This window comes from Eikenella sp., assembly GCF_057315495.1.
On record NZ_DBHKXY010000011.1, the window covers coordinates 1 to 17,288 of the forward strand.

The following is a 17,288-nucleotide window of genomic DNA, read 5'->3' on the forward strand; positions in this document are numbered from 1 at the left end:
ACAGGGGATAGGCGGGACGGCCGCGGTGGTCTCGAAGGTAACGGGTTCTTTGACGATTCAGGTACTGTTCGATCGGTTGCCAATCAATCACTTGATCCAACTTCAATAGTGGGAAGAGGTCGATGTGTTTGGCAATCATGGCTTGTGCGGTTTGCCGGAAGAAGGTGCTCATGAGAAATCCCCTAAATGTCTTGATGGGAATTTAGGGGATTTTGGGGAATTTTGCAAAGGTCTCAGGTAGCCTTTTATTGCGCAAATATATAAATCAAAATAAGGCAGTGAGCTTTTAATTCAGCGGGGTGAGTGAACACTATAGGTCTCAAATACAGTTACTGCACCACGCCAACACGAACAAAGCAGCCTACCAACCGCTATCGGTTGAGGCTGCTTTTGTTTGTTTGGTGAGACAGAGACCTTATTTCCGCAGGCTTGCAAAGATAGCCAAAATACCCATGGCACCCAGCGTGGAGGCAATCCAGCCAGCAGGCTGCCCGATGGCATACCAGCCCATCGTTTGCCCAACCCAGCTGGCCAGCACTGAGCCGCCGATGCCGAGCAGAGTGGTCATGATGATGCCCAAGCGTTGCCCGCCAGGATACAGAAATTTAGCCAAAATACCGATGATGAAGCCAATGATGATAGTGCTGATCATGGTTGGTTTTCCTCTTATGGTGTGGATAGATAGCATACATATCAGGCAAATGGCCGGCTTTTCAAGAGAAAGGCTACCTGAAAAGTAGATAACCATCTAACGGCATGAAAACCCAAAATGTAGCAATCAAATTCATATCATGGGTGGCGAACACATTACCGGCCTAAAATTAGATTTAGTTTTTAGCAAACCATAAGGGCTATATCTTTTTATGTTTACAAAAGTTTTCAAAAATAGATGGGCAGCCATTGCAGTTGGCGGAAGGTTTATTTATAGATTTAATTAATTTAAATATATAATTTAATAAAAGATATTTTTATTGAGCAGTGAAATTATCTGAGTGAAAACAAGCGTGATATGGTAGTTATTGTGGCGTTTGTGACTTGTATCAATGGGAAAAGTTAATGTTTCTTGACGAATATTATTGCGAAGATTAAGATTGCATTAACAATTTTCTCGGTTGATACGGCAATTGTGCTGCATTACTCCAACCGAGATGTCAAAGCATGTGCCGCTCGGCGGCAGCTTTATCACCCGACGGCAGTACTGTAACGGCAACGGCAAGTGGCCGTTGTACAGAGTATGGCCGATTCAACGAATACCAACACTGGCATTTTTATGTTGTAAGGCAGATGTCTCAGTGCTGTAACGCCAGGTAACTCGGCGGGTTGGCCGGATTTCAAGTGAACCCTATTAAAGAGGACGCTATGATGACTACGTCGACCGAAAAAAGATTCTTCGGCCACCCGCGACAGTTGGGTACGCTGTTCTACATTGAGATGTGGGAGCGCTTTGCCTTCTATGGCGGGCAATCTCTCTTGATGATTTATCTGTATTACAAGGCTACCCAAGGCGGTGGCTTGGGCATGGATCAGTCACTCGCTGCAGGTATTGTAGGTGTGTATGGCGGTAGTATTTATTTGACCACTATCGTGGGTGGTTGGTTGGCTGACCGTGTGCTCGGCACCAAAAATACCCTGCTGTTGGCCACCGTTGTGATGCTTGGCGGTACCGTCCTCCTCGTATTACTACCAGGCTATGCCAGCTTGATTGGCTTGCCATTCATCTCTTTGGGTAGTGGTAGTTTCAAAGCCACAGCCAGTGCCATGGTGGGTTCGCTCTATGAAGATGAATCAGAACGTGAACTGCGCGATGCCGGTTTCTCCATTTTCTATACTGCCATCAACGTAGGTATCTTTATTGGTACCTTGCTGGTGGGCTATCTGCAGCCTAAATACGGTTTCCGTGTGGCTTTTGCCGCTGCCATGGGTGGCATGGTGCTCTGTTTGATTACTTTGTTGCAAGGTCGCAGCAAATTGCCGGAAACACCGATTCCTAATCCTCTGCCTAAAGAACAACGCGGTAAAGTGATTGGCATCGTGGCGGCTATTTTGGCCGTGATTGCTGGTGCAATCGGCTCAGGCTTGGTGAATTTGAGCAACTTCTCCAGCGTGATGTTGGGTTTGGTGTGCGTGATCAGTATTGGTTACTTCTTCGTGATGTTTGGTGACAAAAACTCCACCGAGGCCGACAAACGCCATCTGCTTGCCTATGTTCCCCTGTTCGTGGTGATGTGCTTGTTCTGGGCGATGTATTTGCAGATGTATAGTGTGGTAACTGTATATTTTGAAGAAACTGTACCGCGCAAGTTTGGTAGTTTTGAAGTACCGATTGCTTGGTTAGTTACTTTCCAGAGCTTAAGCGTTATCGTGCTAGCAAGTACCATGGCTGCATTGTGGACAAAAATGGGTAAACGCCAGCCCTCATCTCAGATGAAATTCGCCTTGGCCGCATTGGTAGCAGGTATCGCTTACTTGGCTTTCGTTCCCTTCTTGTCTACTGGTACGCCAATGCCGATTGTTGTGTTGATGGTTATATTGGTACTGCTGACTGTGGCCGAACTGCTGCTCTCGCCGATTTCCTTGTCATTCGCTACCAAAGTTGCACCTGAAGCGTTTAAAACCCAGATGGTATCGTTCAACTTCCTAAGCTTGTCTTTGGGCTTTACCTTAGGCGGTGTGTTGGGCGACAAACTCTATACTGCCGAATCGGCCACCAGCTACTACATCATGTTGGCCGGTATGGGTATCGGTTCTGCCGTGGTGCTGTTTGTAATGATGCCTATGCTCAAACGCCTGCTGCACGATGTGGACTAATGTATCAGCTAGCTTTGTGTGTAAGAGCGATCCGGGAATCTGCCTTCGGGCAGATTCCCGAAACAGTAGCAGTTTGCAAGGTCGTTGTGTGAAGCATGGGGTTGGTTTGCAATAAAGATAATTTGATGTGTTGGAGTAGTATGGCCAAAAGCCCCGTGCCGCACAGATGATTTGGATGGATGTTGCTGTATTTACAAATATAAGTAATATTTAAGGGCGTTAATAATGAGTACGTCGACCGAGAAAAAATTCTTCGGCCATCCGCATCAGCTGGGAACACTATTCCAAGTTGAGCTGTGGGAACGGTTCTCGTTCTACAGCATGCAGGCCATTCTGGTAATTTATCTGTCTTATCAATTGAGCCAAGGCGGCTTGGCTATGCCTAAGGCGCTGGCTGTGGGTATTGTTGGCGCCTATAGCGGCAGTATCTATCTTTCCACCATTATCGGCGGTTGGCTAGCCGACCGCGTGATCGGGTCTAAAAATACTTTATTCTTTGCGGTTGCCACCATGCTGGTGGGGCATATCCTGTTGGTGATGATTTCTGGTGTGGGTAGTTTGGCTGGTTTGCCGTTTATCGCCTTGGGTAGTGGTGGTGTGAAATCTGCCTGTAGCACCTTGGTGGGCTCTCTGTATGAAGATGAATCTACTCGTAATCTGCGCGATGCCGGTTTCTCCATTTTCTATACAGGCATCAATATCGGCAGTTTCTGTGGCTCACTAGTGGCAGGCTACCTGCAATCCAATATGGGTTTCCGCATGGCATTTGCCGGTGCGGTGGTGGGTATGGCGATTGGTTTGACTCTCTTTATTAAAGGTAAGAGTAAACTACCGGACTTGCCGCTGCCCAATCCATTGCCCAAAGAGCAGCGCGGTAAAGCCATCGGCATGGCTGTAGCTATCGTGGCTGTTGTTGGCGGTTTGATTGCAGCCAATATCCTGCGTCTGGACAATTTCTCCAGTATTTTGCTGGGAGCAATAAGCTGCATCAGTATTGGTTATTTCTTCATGATGTTTAACGATAAACAGGCCACCGAGGCCGACAAGCGCCATATTATTGCGTATGTGCCGCTGTTTATTGCCATGTGCCTGTTCTGGGCGATTTATTCCCAAGTGTATAGTTCTGTAACCCTGTATTTCGATAAAACTGTGCCGCGCACTTTCGGCAGCTTTACTGTGCCGGTGGCTTGGCTGGTGACTTATCAGAGTTTGGTGGTGATTGTGCTGGCCAGTGTGATGGCGGCCTTGTGGACTAGAATGGGCACGCGTCAGCCGAAATCTCAGATGAAATTCACTTTAGCCATGCTGCTGCTGGGCTTAGGCTACTTAGGCTTCGTACCCTTCCTCTCTTCTGGTACGCCGATGCCGTTTTTTGTCTTAATGTTGTTGTTGCTGGTGATCACTATCTCTGAGCTGTTGCTTTCGCCGATTTCCCTCTCATTTGCCACTTAAGGTTGCGCCGAAAGCGTTTAAAACCCAAATGGTTGCGTTCAACTTCCTCACCCTTTCCCTCGGTTTCACACTGGGCGGGGTGCTGGGTGACCAGCTCTATACAGATGATACAGCTACCCAGTATTTCATTATCTTGGCCGGTTTAGGCATCGGTTCCTTTGCGATCTTGCTGCTACTGTTGCCGAAACTCAACCAACTGCTGCACGACGTAGATTAAAGCCTAGCGGTTTTCAGGTAGCCTCAACAGACTCCAAAGTGAGGCTACCTGAAAATGCAACTTCAACATAGCGAAAGCATCATGGAGCGAAGTTTCTACGGAGCGACGCTCATTCAACCGATTCAAACTTAATTTTCCACACTTCCGCCCGTATCCGATTGCACCCGATTGCAGGCCGGGGGTGTAGCTGCGCCTACTGTTGCAGTGGGAAATTAAAAAAATACATATTATACAAGGAGTAATTGAAATAACCGCATCTTATGCTCAACGCTTGGCTGCCTTGCGCGCCGCCATGAAAGCAAAAAACATCGACGCCTGGATTATCCCCACCGCCGACCCGCATCTTTCCGAATACCTGCCAGCCCGCTGGGAAGGCCGCTACTGGCTCACCGGCGCCGGCACGCTGATTACCACCGCCGATATTTCCGAATTGTGGGTGGACGGCCGCTATTGGGAGCACGCAGAAGATTGCCTAGCCGGCACCGGCACCGTGCTGGGCAAACTCGTTACCGGCACGCCCCATGTGGATTCCCTGATTAAAAACCTGAAATCCGGCGCTGTGGTCGGCATTGCTCCCGATGTATTGTCGCTGAGCGAAAAACGCTATTTGGAAAGCCAGCTGGGCAAAGCAGGAATCAGCCTGCGCCACGATATTGATTTACTGGACGATATCTGGACCGACCGCCCCGGCGCATCCGATAAGCCCGTATTCGCCCAGAAAGCCCAGTTTGTGCCCGAAAGCACCGCCCAGAAAATCGAACGCATCCGCCAAGCCATGCAGGCAGCTGGTGCCGACCACCACTTGGTATCCGGTCTGGACGATATCGCCTGGATTACCAACCTGCGCGGCAGCGACGTACCATACGACCCGATTTTCCTGTCTTATCTGCTGATTAGCGGCAAAGAAGCCACCCTGTTTGTGGATGAGGCCAAGCTCGATGCCGACAGCAAAAAAGTATTGGCCGATGCCCATGTGGCCGTTGCCCCCTATGCCGACGTGGGCAAACCCCAACGCACATTTTCAGGTAGCCTTTACCGCTATATAAGAACGAGAAAATCACTAGGCGGCACACTCTATCCGGTTTGCCCGAAAATCCCCGAAAGGCACGGTATTCGGCGCCTGTAAAGCATTTTGGTTTGGCCGCTGGGAAAATAAATGTTGGGAAATGCAAATTTATGCTTGCACGCAGGCGCAGTGCATACTAATATTTGTCGCACCAAGTCCCCCTTTGTGCAAGAGAAAACGGATGCGGCTTTCATTTGGATACCGCCCGTATTTTTCTGCCAAAGGAGGAATTATTTTTTTGTTGCAACAGTGCCGCTTGGCCGGAAGCAGGCTTGCCATGGTTGGATGGGCGCAACGCAGCATTTTTTAGGTAGCCTGTATTCAGGCATAGAAAAACAGATCATTAGTAAGGAACACCTTATGACTACACCAACCAATGAACAGCTTGCCACTCCTTCCCCCACGGGTGGAGAAGATCAAGGCAAATTTTTCGGCCACCCGCGCCAGCTGGGTACTTTATTCCACATCGAGCTGTGGGAACGTTTCTCGTTTTACGGCATGCAGGCCATCCTGCTGATTTATTTGTATTACGAGGTTTCCAAGGGCGGCTTGGGCATGGATGAAACCAAGGCTGCCGGCATCGTGGGTGCATATAACGGCAGTATCTATCTGGCCACCATCCTGAGCGGTTGGCTGTCTGACCGTATCTTGGGCGCAGAAAAAACGCTGTTTTTGTCTGGCGTGGTGGTGATGCTGGGGCACGTTGTATTGTCAGCCTTGCCCAATATGAGTGGTTTGGTGATCGGCCTGTTGCTGATTGCTTTGGGCAGTGGCGGGGTGAAGTCTTCCGCCGGTGCGATGGTGGGTTCACTATATGAGTCTGAATCCACACGTGATTTGCGCGATGCCGGTTTTTCCATTTTCTACACTGCCATCAATATCGGCGGCTTTGTCGGCCCGCTGATTGTGGGCGTATTGCAGGTGCAATTCGGTTTCCACTATGGTTTCGGCGCTGCTGCCGTGGGCATGGCTTTTGGTTTGTGGCAATACTGGCGTGGCCGTGTTTCCCTGCCGCATACCCCGCCGGCCAATCCGCTGCCCAAACAGAAATACGGCGTTGCACTCGGTGTGGCTGCTGCCGGGTTGGCAGTAATCGGTGGCTGTATCGCCACTGGCTTGCTGCGTTTGGATAACTTCTCACAAGTTCTATTGGGTACAGTAATTCTTACCAGCCTGCTGTATTTCGTACGTCTGTTTTGCGATTCTCAGGTTACCAAAACCGAGAAACAGCATATGCTGGCCTATGTGCCGCTGTTTATTGTGATGTGCTTGTTCTGGGCGGTATGGTCGCAGGTGTTCACGGTGGTTACCGTGTATTTCGACCAAACTTCACAGCGCGTGGTGGGCGGGTTTGAAATTCCCGTGGCTTGGTTGAGCTCTTTGCAGAGTTTGTGGGTGATTGTGTTTGCCGGCGTGATGGCAGCTTTGTGGACCAAAATGGGCCACCGTCAGCCGAGAACGCCGATGAAATTCACCATGGCCATGATTATTTTGGGCGTGTCTTATTTGTGTTTCATCCCGTTCTTATCGACCGGAAAAGTGATGCCGCTCACCATCATGGCGCTGCTGCTGCTCACCATCACCATTTCTGAATTGCTGCTTTCGCCGATTTCGCTGTCGTTTGCCACCAAAATCGCACCGCAATCGTTTAAAACGCAGATGGTGTCGTTCAATTTCCTGACCTTGTCGCTGGGTTTCACTTTGGGTGGGGTGTTGGTGGACGAGTGCTATGTGCCGGAAAAAGCTGTAGAGTTTTACGTCCTGCTCGGTGCATTGGGTATCGGCGGTGGCGTGTTGCTGATGGTGATGATGCCGATGTTGAACCGTATGCTGCGTGATGTAGATTAAATCATTTCAGACGAATTATTTTTCTCCATAAGTCAAATTGGTCTGGTATAGAAGGAAGAAGAGTATTCGGTATGAAATAATTTTCAGGTAGCCTGAAGCTATCCAATCATTAAAACCGCTGTAGGCCAATGTTGCCGCAGCGGTTTTCTTTATGCTCTCGTGTTGAGCAAGATGATGTATGGATTTTGCATTTGAAAATTATATTTGCTGCTTTGCAAGCGAGTCATTTTCAGGTAGCCTTACAGTTGCCGGCGGTACTTAATATGAAAACAATAGCTGGTAGCCATGCACACTTCAATCAGGCAAGTTTAAAGCAGCAACACCTTGCATCAGCAGCATCTTTCCAGCAACTGTCAAAGGAGTAAGCTATGAGTAATATTCACGCGCAACGTCTCGCCGCCCTGCGGCAAGCGATGAAAGAACAGAAGATCGATGTTTGGATCGCGCCCTCCGCCGACCCGCATATTTCCGAATACCTACCCGAACATTGGCGCGGCCGTATTTGGCTGTCCGGCTTTGACGGCTCGGTTGGTACGCTGGCCGTGAGCGCCGATTTTGCCGAATTATGGGTGGACAGCCGCTATTGGGAACAGTCTAAACGCCAGCTTGAAGGCAGCGGTTTTGTGTTGCAAAAACTGGGCCAGGGCTATCCTACTATGATTGAATCTCTGGCTGAAAGGCTACCTGAAAACTCTGTAGTCGGTATCCCGGCAGATGGTCTATCACTCTCGTTCAAGCATGAAATGCAAGCCGATTTTGCGAGGAAGAACATCCATCTGCGGCTTGATATTGATCTGCTCAACAGCTTCTGGCACGACCGCCCTGGCTTGCCGGAGAATCTGATTTTCGTGCATGAAGCCCGTTTCGAACCCGAGAGCGTGTCGGAAAAACTTGCCCGTGTGCGTGCTGCCATGAAAGAACTTGGCGCAGACTACCATTTGGTTTCTTCGCTCGACGATATCGCGTGGATTACTAATCTGCGCTGCAACGACGTGCCGTTTAATCCGCTGTTTATCTCCTATTTGCTGATTGATGCCGAACGGGCCACTCTGTTTGTGAATCCCGCCAAACTTACCGATGCTTGCCACAAAGTGCTGAGCGAAGCCAAAATCGATGTGGCCGAATACCGCAGCGTGGTGGATGCCGTGGGCAAACTCAGCGGCAGCCTCCTGGTCGATCCCGATCGCACCGCCGTTTACACTTTGGGTAAACTACCCGCTGGCGTACGTGTTATTGAAAACATCAATCCCAGCACTCTGTTTAAAGCCTGCAAGCCTGAAGCTGAAATCGAGCACACTAAAAACGCCATGGTGCGCGATGGTGTGGCTTTGTGCGGCTTCTTTGCCGAGCTGGAGCGGAAACTGGCTGCCGGCGAAACCGTTACCGAGCTGGATATTGACACCATGTTAATCGACCACCGCAGCCGTCAGGCCGATTACATTTCGCTCAGCTTCGATACTATTGCCGGCTTCAATGAAAATGCTGCCTTACCGCATTATGCTGCCACCCCCGAATACCATAGCACCATCAAAGGGCAGGGCATTCTGCTGATCGACTCCGGCGCACACTATCTGGATGGCACGACTGATATTACCCGCGTTATCCCCATCGGCAAGCCTACTGCCGAGCAGAAGCGCGACTACACTCTCGTGCTCAAAGCGCATATCGCCTTGGCTGAAGCCATATTCCCGGAAAATCTATCTGGCCAGATTTTGGATGCTATCTGCCGTGCACCGCTATGGAAAGAGCAGTGCGACTATGGCCATGGTACCGGACATGGTGTGGGCTATTTCCTCAATGTGCACCAAGGCCCACAGAAAATTGCCTACAATACCTCCGGCCTCAAGTGCAATAACATGAAAGAAAATATGATTACCTCCAATGAGCCTGGTTTGTACCGTCCAGGCAAATGGGGTATTCGTATTGAAAACCTGGTGGTGCATCGCCGCGTGAAACAGCCGAAGGAAACCGAATTTGGCCAATACCTATGCTTTGAGCAGCTTACCCTGTGCCCGATTGATACGCAGTTAATTGAACGCAGTATGTTGAGTGATGAAGAAGCTGCTTGGCTCAATGACTATCATGCTCTTGTACGCGAAAAACTTGCTCCGCACACTGAAGGCGCAGCCAAAGAATGGCTGGAAAGAAATACCCAGCCCATTTGATAACATGGTTTTAATAATGCGCTAATAAAAAGGCTACCTGAAATTTCAGGTAGCCTTTTTAGCTTTTTCAGCCGGATTTTCCTTCTGAACAGGAATATTTCCTATTTCATGTAAAGAAATTTTTACATAACTTATTTTTACAAATAATAGACTTACGGCCAATAGAGGCGTTTTCTGCTGTTTTTCTAGTGAAAAACATTTGGCAGTTGTTTGGCAGTTATGCTACTATTTCGCCGCGCAGTAAGAAAAAAATTTTAAGAATTGCGCTATGTTGGCAATAGAAGAAATAGAGATGTGAGCCACATTCATTTAAACGCATTGGAATTCAGCAGTTTGTTACTTGGTTAATAAAAAGCAAAGTGCTAAAATTTGTTTAGATGAGGTGCAGAGCCAGAAGGCTGATTCACAAAACTACACAAAAAACGCAAAACATACACTCATCACTCCAAATAAAGAGTTTTTCCCATTGCTGCCGCTGTGATTTGGCGGTGGTGTTTTTAACATATAGGAGTTTGATATGACGTTTTTGAAAGTAGCGGCTAGCCCGTCTGTTCAACAGGGCTTCACCACTCAGTTAGATGTGGTGGACGTGCAAGGTGCCGACCTCGCAGGTATTGGTGCTGTTGTTGCTTCTACTGCTGATGCAGCTAAGGCTGTAGAGCAGGTTGAAGCCACCGGCTTCGGCATTCCGGTATTTGTTGCTCTGCAACCTGGTGAAAGCGTACCTGAAAGCCTGTTGACCCGTGTGAACGGTGTGATTCAATTGGGCCGCGGCAACGAAGAGTACTACGGCCGCCAAGTAGACACTGCCGTAAACCAATATGGTTCTAAACTTGCTCCTCCCTTCTTCGGCGCACTGAAGCAGTATGTAGGTATCGGTAACGCTCAGTTCGACTGCCCGGGACACCAAGGTGGTCAGTTCTACCGTAAACATCCTGCCGGTCGCGAATTCTACGAATTCTTCGGTGAAAACGTATTCCGCGCTGACTTGTGCAACGCCGACGTTCGCTTGGGCGACTTGCTGATTCATGAAGGTCCTGCCTGTGCAGCTCAACAACACGCTGCTAAAGTGTTTAATGCCGACAAGACCTACTTCGTTCTGAACGGTACTTCCTCTTCTAACAAAGTGGTAACCAACGCCCTGCTGGCTAAAGGCGACTTGGTATTGTTCGACCGTAACAACCACAAATCTAACACCATTGGCGCGCTGATCACTGGCGGTGCTATTCCGGTTTATCTGCAAACTACTCGTAATCCCTACGGCTTCATCGGCGGTATCGACAACGCTTGCTTCGAAGAAGCCTACATCCGCGAACAGCTGGCTAAAGTTGCTCCGGAACGTGCTAAAGAAGAACGTCCGTTCCGCTTGGCTATTATTCAGTTGGGTACTTACGACGGTACCATCTACAATGCTCGCCAAGTAGTAGACCGCATCGGTCACTTGTGCGACTACATTCTGTTCGACTCTGCTTGGGTAGGTTACGAGCAATTCATCCCAATGATGCGCGACTGCTCACCGATGCTGCTGGAACTGAACGAAAACGATCCTGGCATCTTCGTTACCCAATCCGTACACAAACAACTGGCCGGCTTCTCTCAAGCTTCTCAGATTCACAAAAAAGACAGCCACATTAAAGGTCAGAAACGCTATTGCAGCCACAAACGCTTCAATAATGCGTTCATGATTCATGCTTCTACCAGCCCGTTCTACCCGATGTTCGCTTCTCTGGACGTGAACGCTCGAGTTTTGGATGGCGAGGTAGGCCGCAATCTGTGGCGCGACTGCGTAACCGTAGGTATTGAAGCTCGTAAGATGCTGCGTGCAAGCTGCAAACTGATCAAACCGTTTATTCCGGAAACCATCGACGGCAAACCGTGGGAATCTTACCCGACCGAGAAGATTGCCAACGACCTGCGCTTCTTCGAATTTGAACCGGGCGCTAAATGGCACTCCTTCCCCGGCTACGGTAAAGGCCAATACTTTGTTGACCCGTGCAAATTCCTGTTGACCACTCCGGGTATCAACGTGGAAACCGGTGAATACGAAGACTTCGGCGTACCGGCCACCATTTTGGCCAACTTCTTGCGCGATAACGGTATCGTTCCGGAAAAATGCGACTTGAACTCCATTCTGTTCCTGATGACCCCGGCCGAAGATCTGGCTAAGATGGAACACTTGGTTGCTCTGATCTCTCGCTTCGAAAAACACATTGAAGCCGACAGCCCGATGAGCGAAGTGGTGCCCACTGTATACGGTCGCAACGCCGAGTACTACAAAGGCTACACCATCCGTCGCCTGTGCCAAGAAATGCACGACTTCTACAAACGCAACAACATGAAACAGTTGCAGAGCGAGATGTTCCGTGCCGACGGCTGGCCGAAACAAGCCATGTTGCCCTACGATGCACAGCAAGCCTTCATCCGCAACGAAGTGAAACTGGTTCGCTTGAGCGAAATCGCTGGTCAAATCGCTGCTGAAGGTGCTCTGCCCTATCCTCCGGGCGTACTGTGCACCATCCCGGGCGAAGTTTGGGGCGGTGCAGTGCAGAAATACTTCCTGGCTCTCGAAGAAGGCATCAACTGCTTGCCTGGTTTCGAACCCGAGCTGCAAGGTGTATATCTGCAGACTGTGGAAGACGGCAGCCGCCGTGCCTTCGGTCACGTAGTGGTTAAAGGCTAATAAGCCGTATCAGGCTACCTGAAACGGTTTCAGGTAGCCTTTGTTAGATAAATTTGATTGCGCGGCAGCGCAGGCTTCGCCGGAATATTGGCCAAACCCGCCTGCCGCATTAAGAAGGATTAAGTATTATGTCAACCTCTCAAAACAAGATGGGTGTGGTACAACTGACCATTCTCACCATGGTGAATATGATGGGCTCAGGCATCATCATGTTGCCGACCAAATTGGCTCAGGTTGGTACGATTTCTATTTTGTCATGGCTGGTTACCGCAGGTGGTTCTCTGGCTTTGGCTTATGCGTTCGCTAAGTGCGGTCGCTTTAGTAAAAACCCCGGTGGTATGGGTGGTTATGCCGAGTATGCCTTCGGTAAATCTGGTAACTTTATTGCCAACTATACCTATGCCGTTTCCCTGGTAATCGCCAACATCGCTATCGCCATCACTGCAGTGGGTTATCTTGCTCAGTTGATGGAATGGCAGCTTTCTCCGCAACAAGTAACCATGTGGACCATTATCTTCGTATGGGTTACCACAGTGGCTAACTTTGGTGGTCCTTCCATTACTGGTAAGATCGGTGGCTTCACTGTGTGGGGTGTGGTAATTCCAGTGGTTGGTATCTCCATTATTGGTTGGTTCTGGTTTGATGGTGCTAAATACGCTGCTGCTTGGAACCCGCATAACTATGGTGTGTTTGAAGCTCTGCCGAAATCCATCTCAATCACTCTGTGGTCATTCCTTGGCTTGGAATCTGCCTGTGCTAACTCCGATGCTGTAGAAAACCCCGAGAAAAACGTACCGATCGCTGTATTGGGCGGTACCATGATGACTGCGGTAATCTATATCGTTTCTACCAACGTGGTGGCTGGTATTGTAGACAATCCTGCTTTGGCTGCTTCTGATGGCCCATTCGGTTTGGTATTTGCCCAAATCTTCAACCCGACCATCGGTAAAGTGGTAATGGGTTTGATGGTGCTGGCTTGTACTGGTTCTCTGTTGGGTTGGCAGTTCACCGTGGCTCAAGTGTTTAAATCCAGTGCCGACGAAGGCTACTTCCCGAAAGTATTCAGCTCTGTTACCAAATCTAACACTCCGCTGGTAGGTATGATCATCTTGTGCGTGGTGCAAACTCTGCTCTCCCTGATGACCATGAGCCCGAGCTTGAGCGAACAGTTCGACGTATTGGTAAACCTCGCTGTGGTAACCAACCTCGTGCCCTACGTATTGTCTATGTCTGCCCTGTATGTAATGCAGAAAGTCAGCAACGTACCGGCTGGCGAATTGAAAGTAACCACTTTCGTTGCCCTGATTGGTAACATCTACAGCTTCTATGCCCTGTATGGTTCAGGTGCCGAAGCTATGCTCGGCGGCGGTTTGGTAACCTTCTTCGGCTGGCTGATCTACGGTCAGGTTGCTGGTAAGAAATTCGACCTGAAAGAGCCGTACTAATCGGTTGCAGCAAACCGGTCTGAACACAGTTTAGACAAATCTGCTAAAAGCAGCCCCCGAATTCTAAATAGAGGAGAATTCGGGGGCTGCGCTTTTTCAGGTAGCCTCATGGATTAAAGGCTACCTGAAAAATACTACCACTGCTTTTCGGGCGTTCTTCCTGAATCTGTTACAATACGCCCCCTGAATTTAACGCATTAAACACCCAGACAATAATCATGGAAGCCGAACGCATCAACCTACTCAACAACACCCTCGCCGATTTAGAAAAACGCAGCGGCGAAATTCGCGTGTATCTCGATTACGACGGCAAAAAAGACCGACTGGAAGAAGTGGTCGGCCTCTCCGAAGACCCTGAGCTTTGGAACGATCCCAAACGTGCCCAAGAAATCGGTAAAGAGCGCAAAGTGCTCGAAGGCATCGTGCTCACGCTCGACAATATCGCCAGCGGCATCGACGACAACCGCCTACTCATCGATATGGCGCTGGAAGAGGGTGATGAAGACAGCTTCGCTGCGATTGAGGAGGACGTGGCTGAGCTGGAAAAACAAATGGCCGAGCTCGAATTCAAGCGCATGTTCAACCAGCCTGCCGACGTGAACAACTGCTTTATCGACATCACGGCCGGCGCCGGCGGCACCGAAGCCGAAGATTGGGCCGGCATGCTGCTGCGTATGTATGTGCGCTATGGCGAGCGTAAAGGCTTCAAAGTGGAAATCATGGAGCAGGACGACGGCGAAATCGCCGGTATCAACCGCGCCACCATCCGCTTGGAAGGCGAATACGCCTACGGCCTGTTGCGCACCGAAACCGGCGTGCACCGCCTGGTGCGCCACTCTCCCTTCGACTCCAACAACAAACGTCACACCTCCTTCGCCTCCGTGTTCGTCTATCCCGAAGTGGACGACAGCTTCGAAGTGGAAATCAACCCGGCAGACGTGCGTACCGACACCTTCCGCGCATCCGGTGCCGGTGGCCAGCACATCAACAAAACCGACTCCGCTGTTCGCATGACGCATATTCCTACCGGCATCGTGGTGCAGTCGCAAAACAGCCGCTCGCAGCACGACAACCGCCGCGTGTGCGAAGAAATGCTGCGTGCCAAACTGTTCGAGCTGGAAATGCGCAAACGCAACGAAGAAAAACAGGCACTGGAAGAAGGCAAATCAGACGTGGGCTGGGGCAGCCAAATCCGCTCCTATGTGCTCGATTCTTCCCGTATCAAAGACTTGCGCACCGGCCACGAAACCGGCAACACCAAAGCCGTGCTCGACGGCGATTTGGACGACTTCATCGAAGCCAGCTTGAAACAGGGCGTGTGATTGTCGCCTGAAGTGGTTTGAATACAGAAAGGCTACCTGAAAAGATTGGATGGATTTCAGGTAGCGTTTGCTTGCTTGGCCAGAATGACACAATTTGGCATGAAAACTGCTGAAGCTGCTGGGATGGTCAGTTTTGTAGGGGTTGAGGCTACCTGAAAAGTATAGTGAGGGTTTTCAGGTAGCCTCAACTGTTTAACCCAAAGGGTAATATGATGACTAAACGACAACGCGAATACACTTTTCGCTCAAACGGCAGCCTTACCCAACTGGCGCAGCTGCTGGCGGCATTGGTGTGCCTGAGCCAATTATTGGGTTGGCTGCTGATGACAGGGATGGCTTTGCTGAAGGCACTGGGTTGGCTGGAGTTATCGGCAGGGGAGTCCAACAGTTTAGCGGGAGTGGCAGAGTTGGTAACTTGGGTGCTGACTGGCTTGCTGTTGTGTTCGGGTTTGGTATTTTTGTGCTGGCTGTACCGCGCAGCCTGCAATGCGCGGGCTTTGGGGGCGCGGGGAATGCAGGTGAGCCCGGCTTGGGCAGTGGGCGGTTTTTTCGTGCCGATTATCCATCTGTTTCTGCCCTATCAGGCGGTGAAGGAAATTTGGGTAAACGGGTCGGTAGATAGTGAGCCGGACAGCATATGGCTGAAAATTTGGTGGTTCTGCCTGCTCGGCAGCATGGCGTTGAGCCGGTTTTCCGAGATATCGGCAGGCTGGGAAACGCAGGGCGGGGAATGGGGTGTCAGGCTGTTGCTGTTTACGCTGTCGGCTTGGCTAACGGCAGCAAGTGCTTATGCTTTGCTGCGGCTGGTGGGCGAAATCAATCGGCGGCAGAATAGACTGGCTGGGGAATAGGGATTTCAGGTAGCCTGAGTGCATGTATAGTGAATTAACAAAAACCAGTACGGCGTTGGCTCGCCTTGCCGTAACGTGTGTACTGTCTGCGGCTCGCCGCCTTGCCATGATTTTTGTTAATCCACTATATAGAGGCTGCCTGAAGTTTGTCTGAAGTGAGTAATTTTGCCAATAAGGCTACCTGAAAGCGGTGTACCAACTTTCAGGTAGCCTTTAATATGGCGGGGCAGTTAGCCTTGCTGCTTCAGCTGTTTGGCTGCTTCGATGGCATAGTAGGTGAGAATGCCGTCTGCGCCAGCACGTTTGAAGGCGAGCAGGCTTTCAAGGATAACTTTGTTGCCGTCCAGCCAGCCGTTTTGGATTGCGGCTTGGAGCATGGCGTATTCGCCGGACACTTGGTAGGCATAGGTGGGCACGCCGAATTGGTCTTTCACGCGGCGGATAACATCGAGATAGGGCAGGCCGGGCTTCACCATCACCATATCTGCGCCTTCCTGTAGGTCGAGCGCGATTTCGTGTAAGGCTTCGTTGCTGTTGGCGGGGTCCATTTGATAAGTGCGTTTGTCGGCCTTGCCTAAGTTGGCGCTACTGCCTACTGCATCGCGGAACGGGCCGTAGAAGGCGGAAGCGTATTTGGCAGAATAGGCCATCAACCGGGTGTGGATGTGGCCGGCATCTTCCAAGGCTTCACGGATGGCGCCGATGCGGCCGTCCATCATGTCGGATGGAGCAATCACTTGTGCTCCGGCTTCGGCGTGGCATAGCGCTTGTTTGATCAACACTTTCACAGTTTCATCATTTAATACGTAGCCATTTTCGTCAATTAGGCCGTCTTGTCCGTGGCTGGTGTAGGGGTCGAGCGCCACATCAGTCATCACGCCCAGCTCCGGGAAGCGCTCACGCAAGGCGCGTATGGTGCGTGGTACGATGCCTTCCGGGTTGTAGGCTTCGCTGGCGGTCAAATCTTTGTGTGGCACGGAAGCAGGAAATAAGGCCAGCATCGGGATTCCCAGTTCGCAAGCTTGCTCAGCTTGTCGCAGCAGATTATCCAAGGTCTGCCGCTCAATGCCGGGCATGGAAGGGATAGGTTCGTTTCCGGAACCTTGCTCCAACACGAATACGGGGTAGATCAAGTCATCAACACTGAGGGTGTGCTCGCGCATGAGGCGGCGGGAAAAATCGTCTCTACGCATCCGGCGCTGGCGGATGAAGGGAACTTGGCGGAATGGGAAATTCATACTAAAAACCTATAGAATGTTTTAACGGCGTATATTTTACGCTGCTTAGCAGGGAAATGGGTGATTAATGTCGGTGGTAGAGATGTTGCGCAATTTCCTGCTAATGAAATTTTGTTTTATGTTAGATATTTAGTGCTTCCTAGTGGTATTTTTGTTTTTAGGTATTTGACAAAGTAATTTTGGTGGCGTATAGTTC

At 50.2% G+C, this 17,288-nt stretch carries 10 protein-coding genes and 2 pseudogenes; 9 read left to right on the forward strand and 3 right to left on the reverse strand.

All coding sequences use genetic code 11. The annotated features are described in order from the left end of the window. A pseudogene (locus ACO6EE_RS01975) lies at window positions 1-172 on the reverse strand (IS5/IS1182 family transposase); the annotation flags it as partial. 243 nt (window positions 173-415) lie between these two features. After that, a complete protein-coding gene (locus tag ACO6EE_RS01980) occupies window positions 416-652 on the reverse strand; it encodes a GlsB/YeaQ/YmgE family stress response membrane protein (RefSeq protein WP_003824718.1) in 237 nt (78 codons plus the stop codon). Window positions 653-1,362: 710 nt separating this feature from the next. On the opposite strand from ACO6EE_RS01980, the gene ACO6EE_RS01985 reads away from it, so the two are divergent. The 9 genes and pseudogenes from ACO6EE_RS01985 (at window position 1,363) to ACO6EE_RS02025 (ending at window position 15,854) form a co-directional block, all read left to right on the forward strand. Then, window positions 1,363-2,808, forward strand: coding sequence for a peptide MFS transporter (locus ACO6EE_RS01985; protein WP_485958860.1), 1,446 nt, complete (start codon window positions 1,363-1,365; stop codon window positions 2,806-2,808). A gap of 225 nt (window positions 2,809-3,033) precedes the next feature. Next, window positions 3,034-4,477 (forward strand): annotated as a pseudogene (locus ACO6EE_RS01990) (peptide MFS transporter). 280 nt (window positions 4,478-4,757) lie between these two features. Beyond that, a complete protein-coding gene (locus tag ACO6EE_RS01995; protein ID WP_485958861.1) occupies window positions 4,758-5,603 on the forward strand; it encodes an aminopeptidase P family N-terminal domain-containing protein in 846 nt (281 codons plus the stop codon). Window positions 5,604-5,903: 300 nt separating this feature from the next. Continuing rightward, entirely contained in the window at window positions 5,904-7,391 is a 1,488-nt protein-coding gene (locus tag ACO6EE_RS02000; protein WP_485958853.1) for a peptide MFS transporter, read from the forward strand. 368 nt (window positions 7,392-7,759) lie between these two features. Beyond that, window positions 7,760-9,556, forward strand: coding sequence for an aminopeptidase P family protein (locus ACO6EE_RS02005; protein WP_485958855.1), 1,797 nt, complete (start codon window positions 7,760-7,762; stop codon window positions 9,554-9,556). Window positions 9,557-10,073: 517 nt separating this feature from the next. Continuing rightward, window positions 10,074-12,236, forward strand: a complete 2,163-nt coding sequence (locus ACO6EE_RS02010) for an ornithine decarboxylase (RefSeq protein WP_003824702.1) — start codon at window positions 10,074-10,076, stop codon at window positions 12,234-12,236. Window positions 12,237-12,364: 128 nt separating this feature from the next. Further along, window positions 12,365-13,681 carry a putrescine-ornithine antiporter gene (potE, locus tag ACO6EE_RS02015; protein ID WP_485958857.1) on the forward strand — a complete coding sequence of 439 codons (1,317 nt, stop codon included), beginning with the start codon at window positions 12,365-12,367 and terminating at the stop codon, window positions 13,679-13,681. Window positions 13,682-13,899: 218 nt separating this feature from the next. Beyond that, entirely contained in the window at window positions 13,900-15,003 is a 1,104-nt protein-coding gene (prfB, locus tag ACO6EE_RS02020; protein ID WP_485957570.1) for a peptide chain release factor 2, read from the forward strand. A gap of 212 nt (window positions 15,004-15,215) precedes the next feature. Next, window positions 15,216-15,854, forward strand: a complete 639-nt coding sequence (locus ACO6EE_RS02025) for a DUF4328 domain-containing protein (RefSeq protein WP_485958858.1) — start codon at window positions 15,216-15,218, stop codon at window positions 15,852-15,854. 230 nt (window positions 15,855-16,084) lie between these two features. On the opposite strand, the gene hemB is transcribed toward ACO6EE_RS02025, so the two are convergent. Continuing rightward, entirely contained in the window at window positions 16,085-17,092 is a 1,008-nt protein-coding gene (gene hemB, locus ACO6EE_RS02030; RefSeq protein ID WP_485958859.1) for a porphobilinogen synthase, read from the reverse strand. Between the last annotated feature and the right edge of the window lie 196 nt (window positions 17,093-17,288).

Coding starts and splice junctions, on each gene's coding strand:
- ACO6EE_RS01980 (WP_003824718.1), bottom strand. CDS start 652: ATGATCAGCACTATCATCATTGGCTTCATCATCGGTATTTTGGCTAAA.
- ACO6EE_RS01985 (WP_485958860.1), top strand. CDS start 1,363: ATGACTACGTCGACCGAAAAAAGATTCTTCGGCCACCCGCGACAGTTG.
- ACO6EE_RS02000 (WP_485958853.1), top strand. CDS start 5,904: ATGACTACACCAACCAATGAACAGCTTGCCACTCCTTCCCCCACGGGT.
- ACO6EE_RS02005 (WP_485958855.1), top strand. CDS start 7,760: ATGAGTAATATTCACGCGCAACGTCTCGCCGCCCTGCGGCAAGCGATG.
- ACO6EE_RS02010 (WP_003824702.1), top strand. CDS start 10,074: ATGACGTTTTTGAAAGTAGCGGCTAGCCCGTCTGTTCAACAGGGCTTC.
- potE (WP_485958857.1), top strand. CDS start 12,365: ATGTCAACCTCTCAAAACAAGATGGGTGTGGTACAACTGACCATTCTC.
- prfB (WP_485957570.1), top strand. CDS start 13,900: ATGGAAGCCGAACGCATCAACCTACTCAACAACACCCTCGCCGATTTA.
- ACO6EE_RS02025 (WP_485958858.1), top strand. CDS start 15,216: ATGACTAAACGACAACGCGAATACACTTTTCGCTCAAACGGCAGCCTT.
- hemB (WP_485958859.1), bottom strand. CDS start 17,092: ATGAATTTCCCATTCCGCCAAGTTCCCTTCATCCGCCAGCGCCGGATG.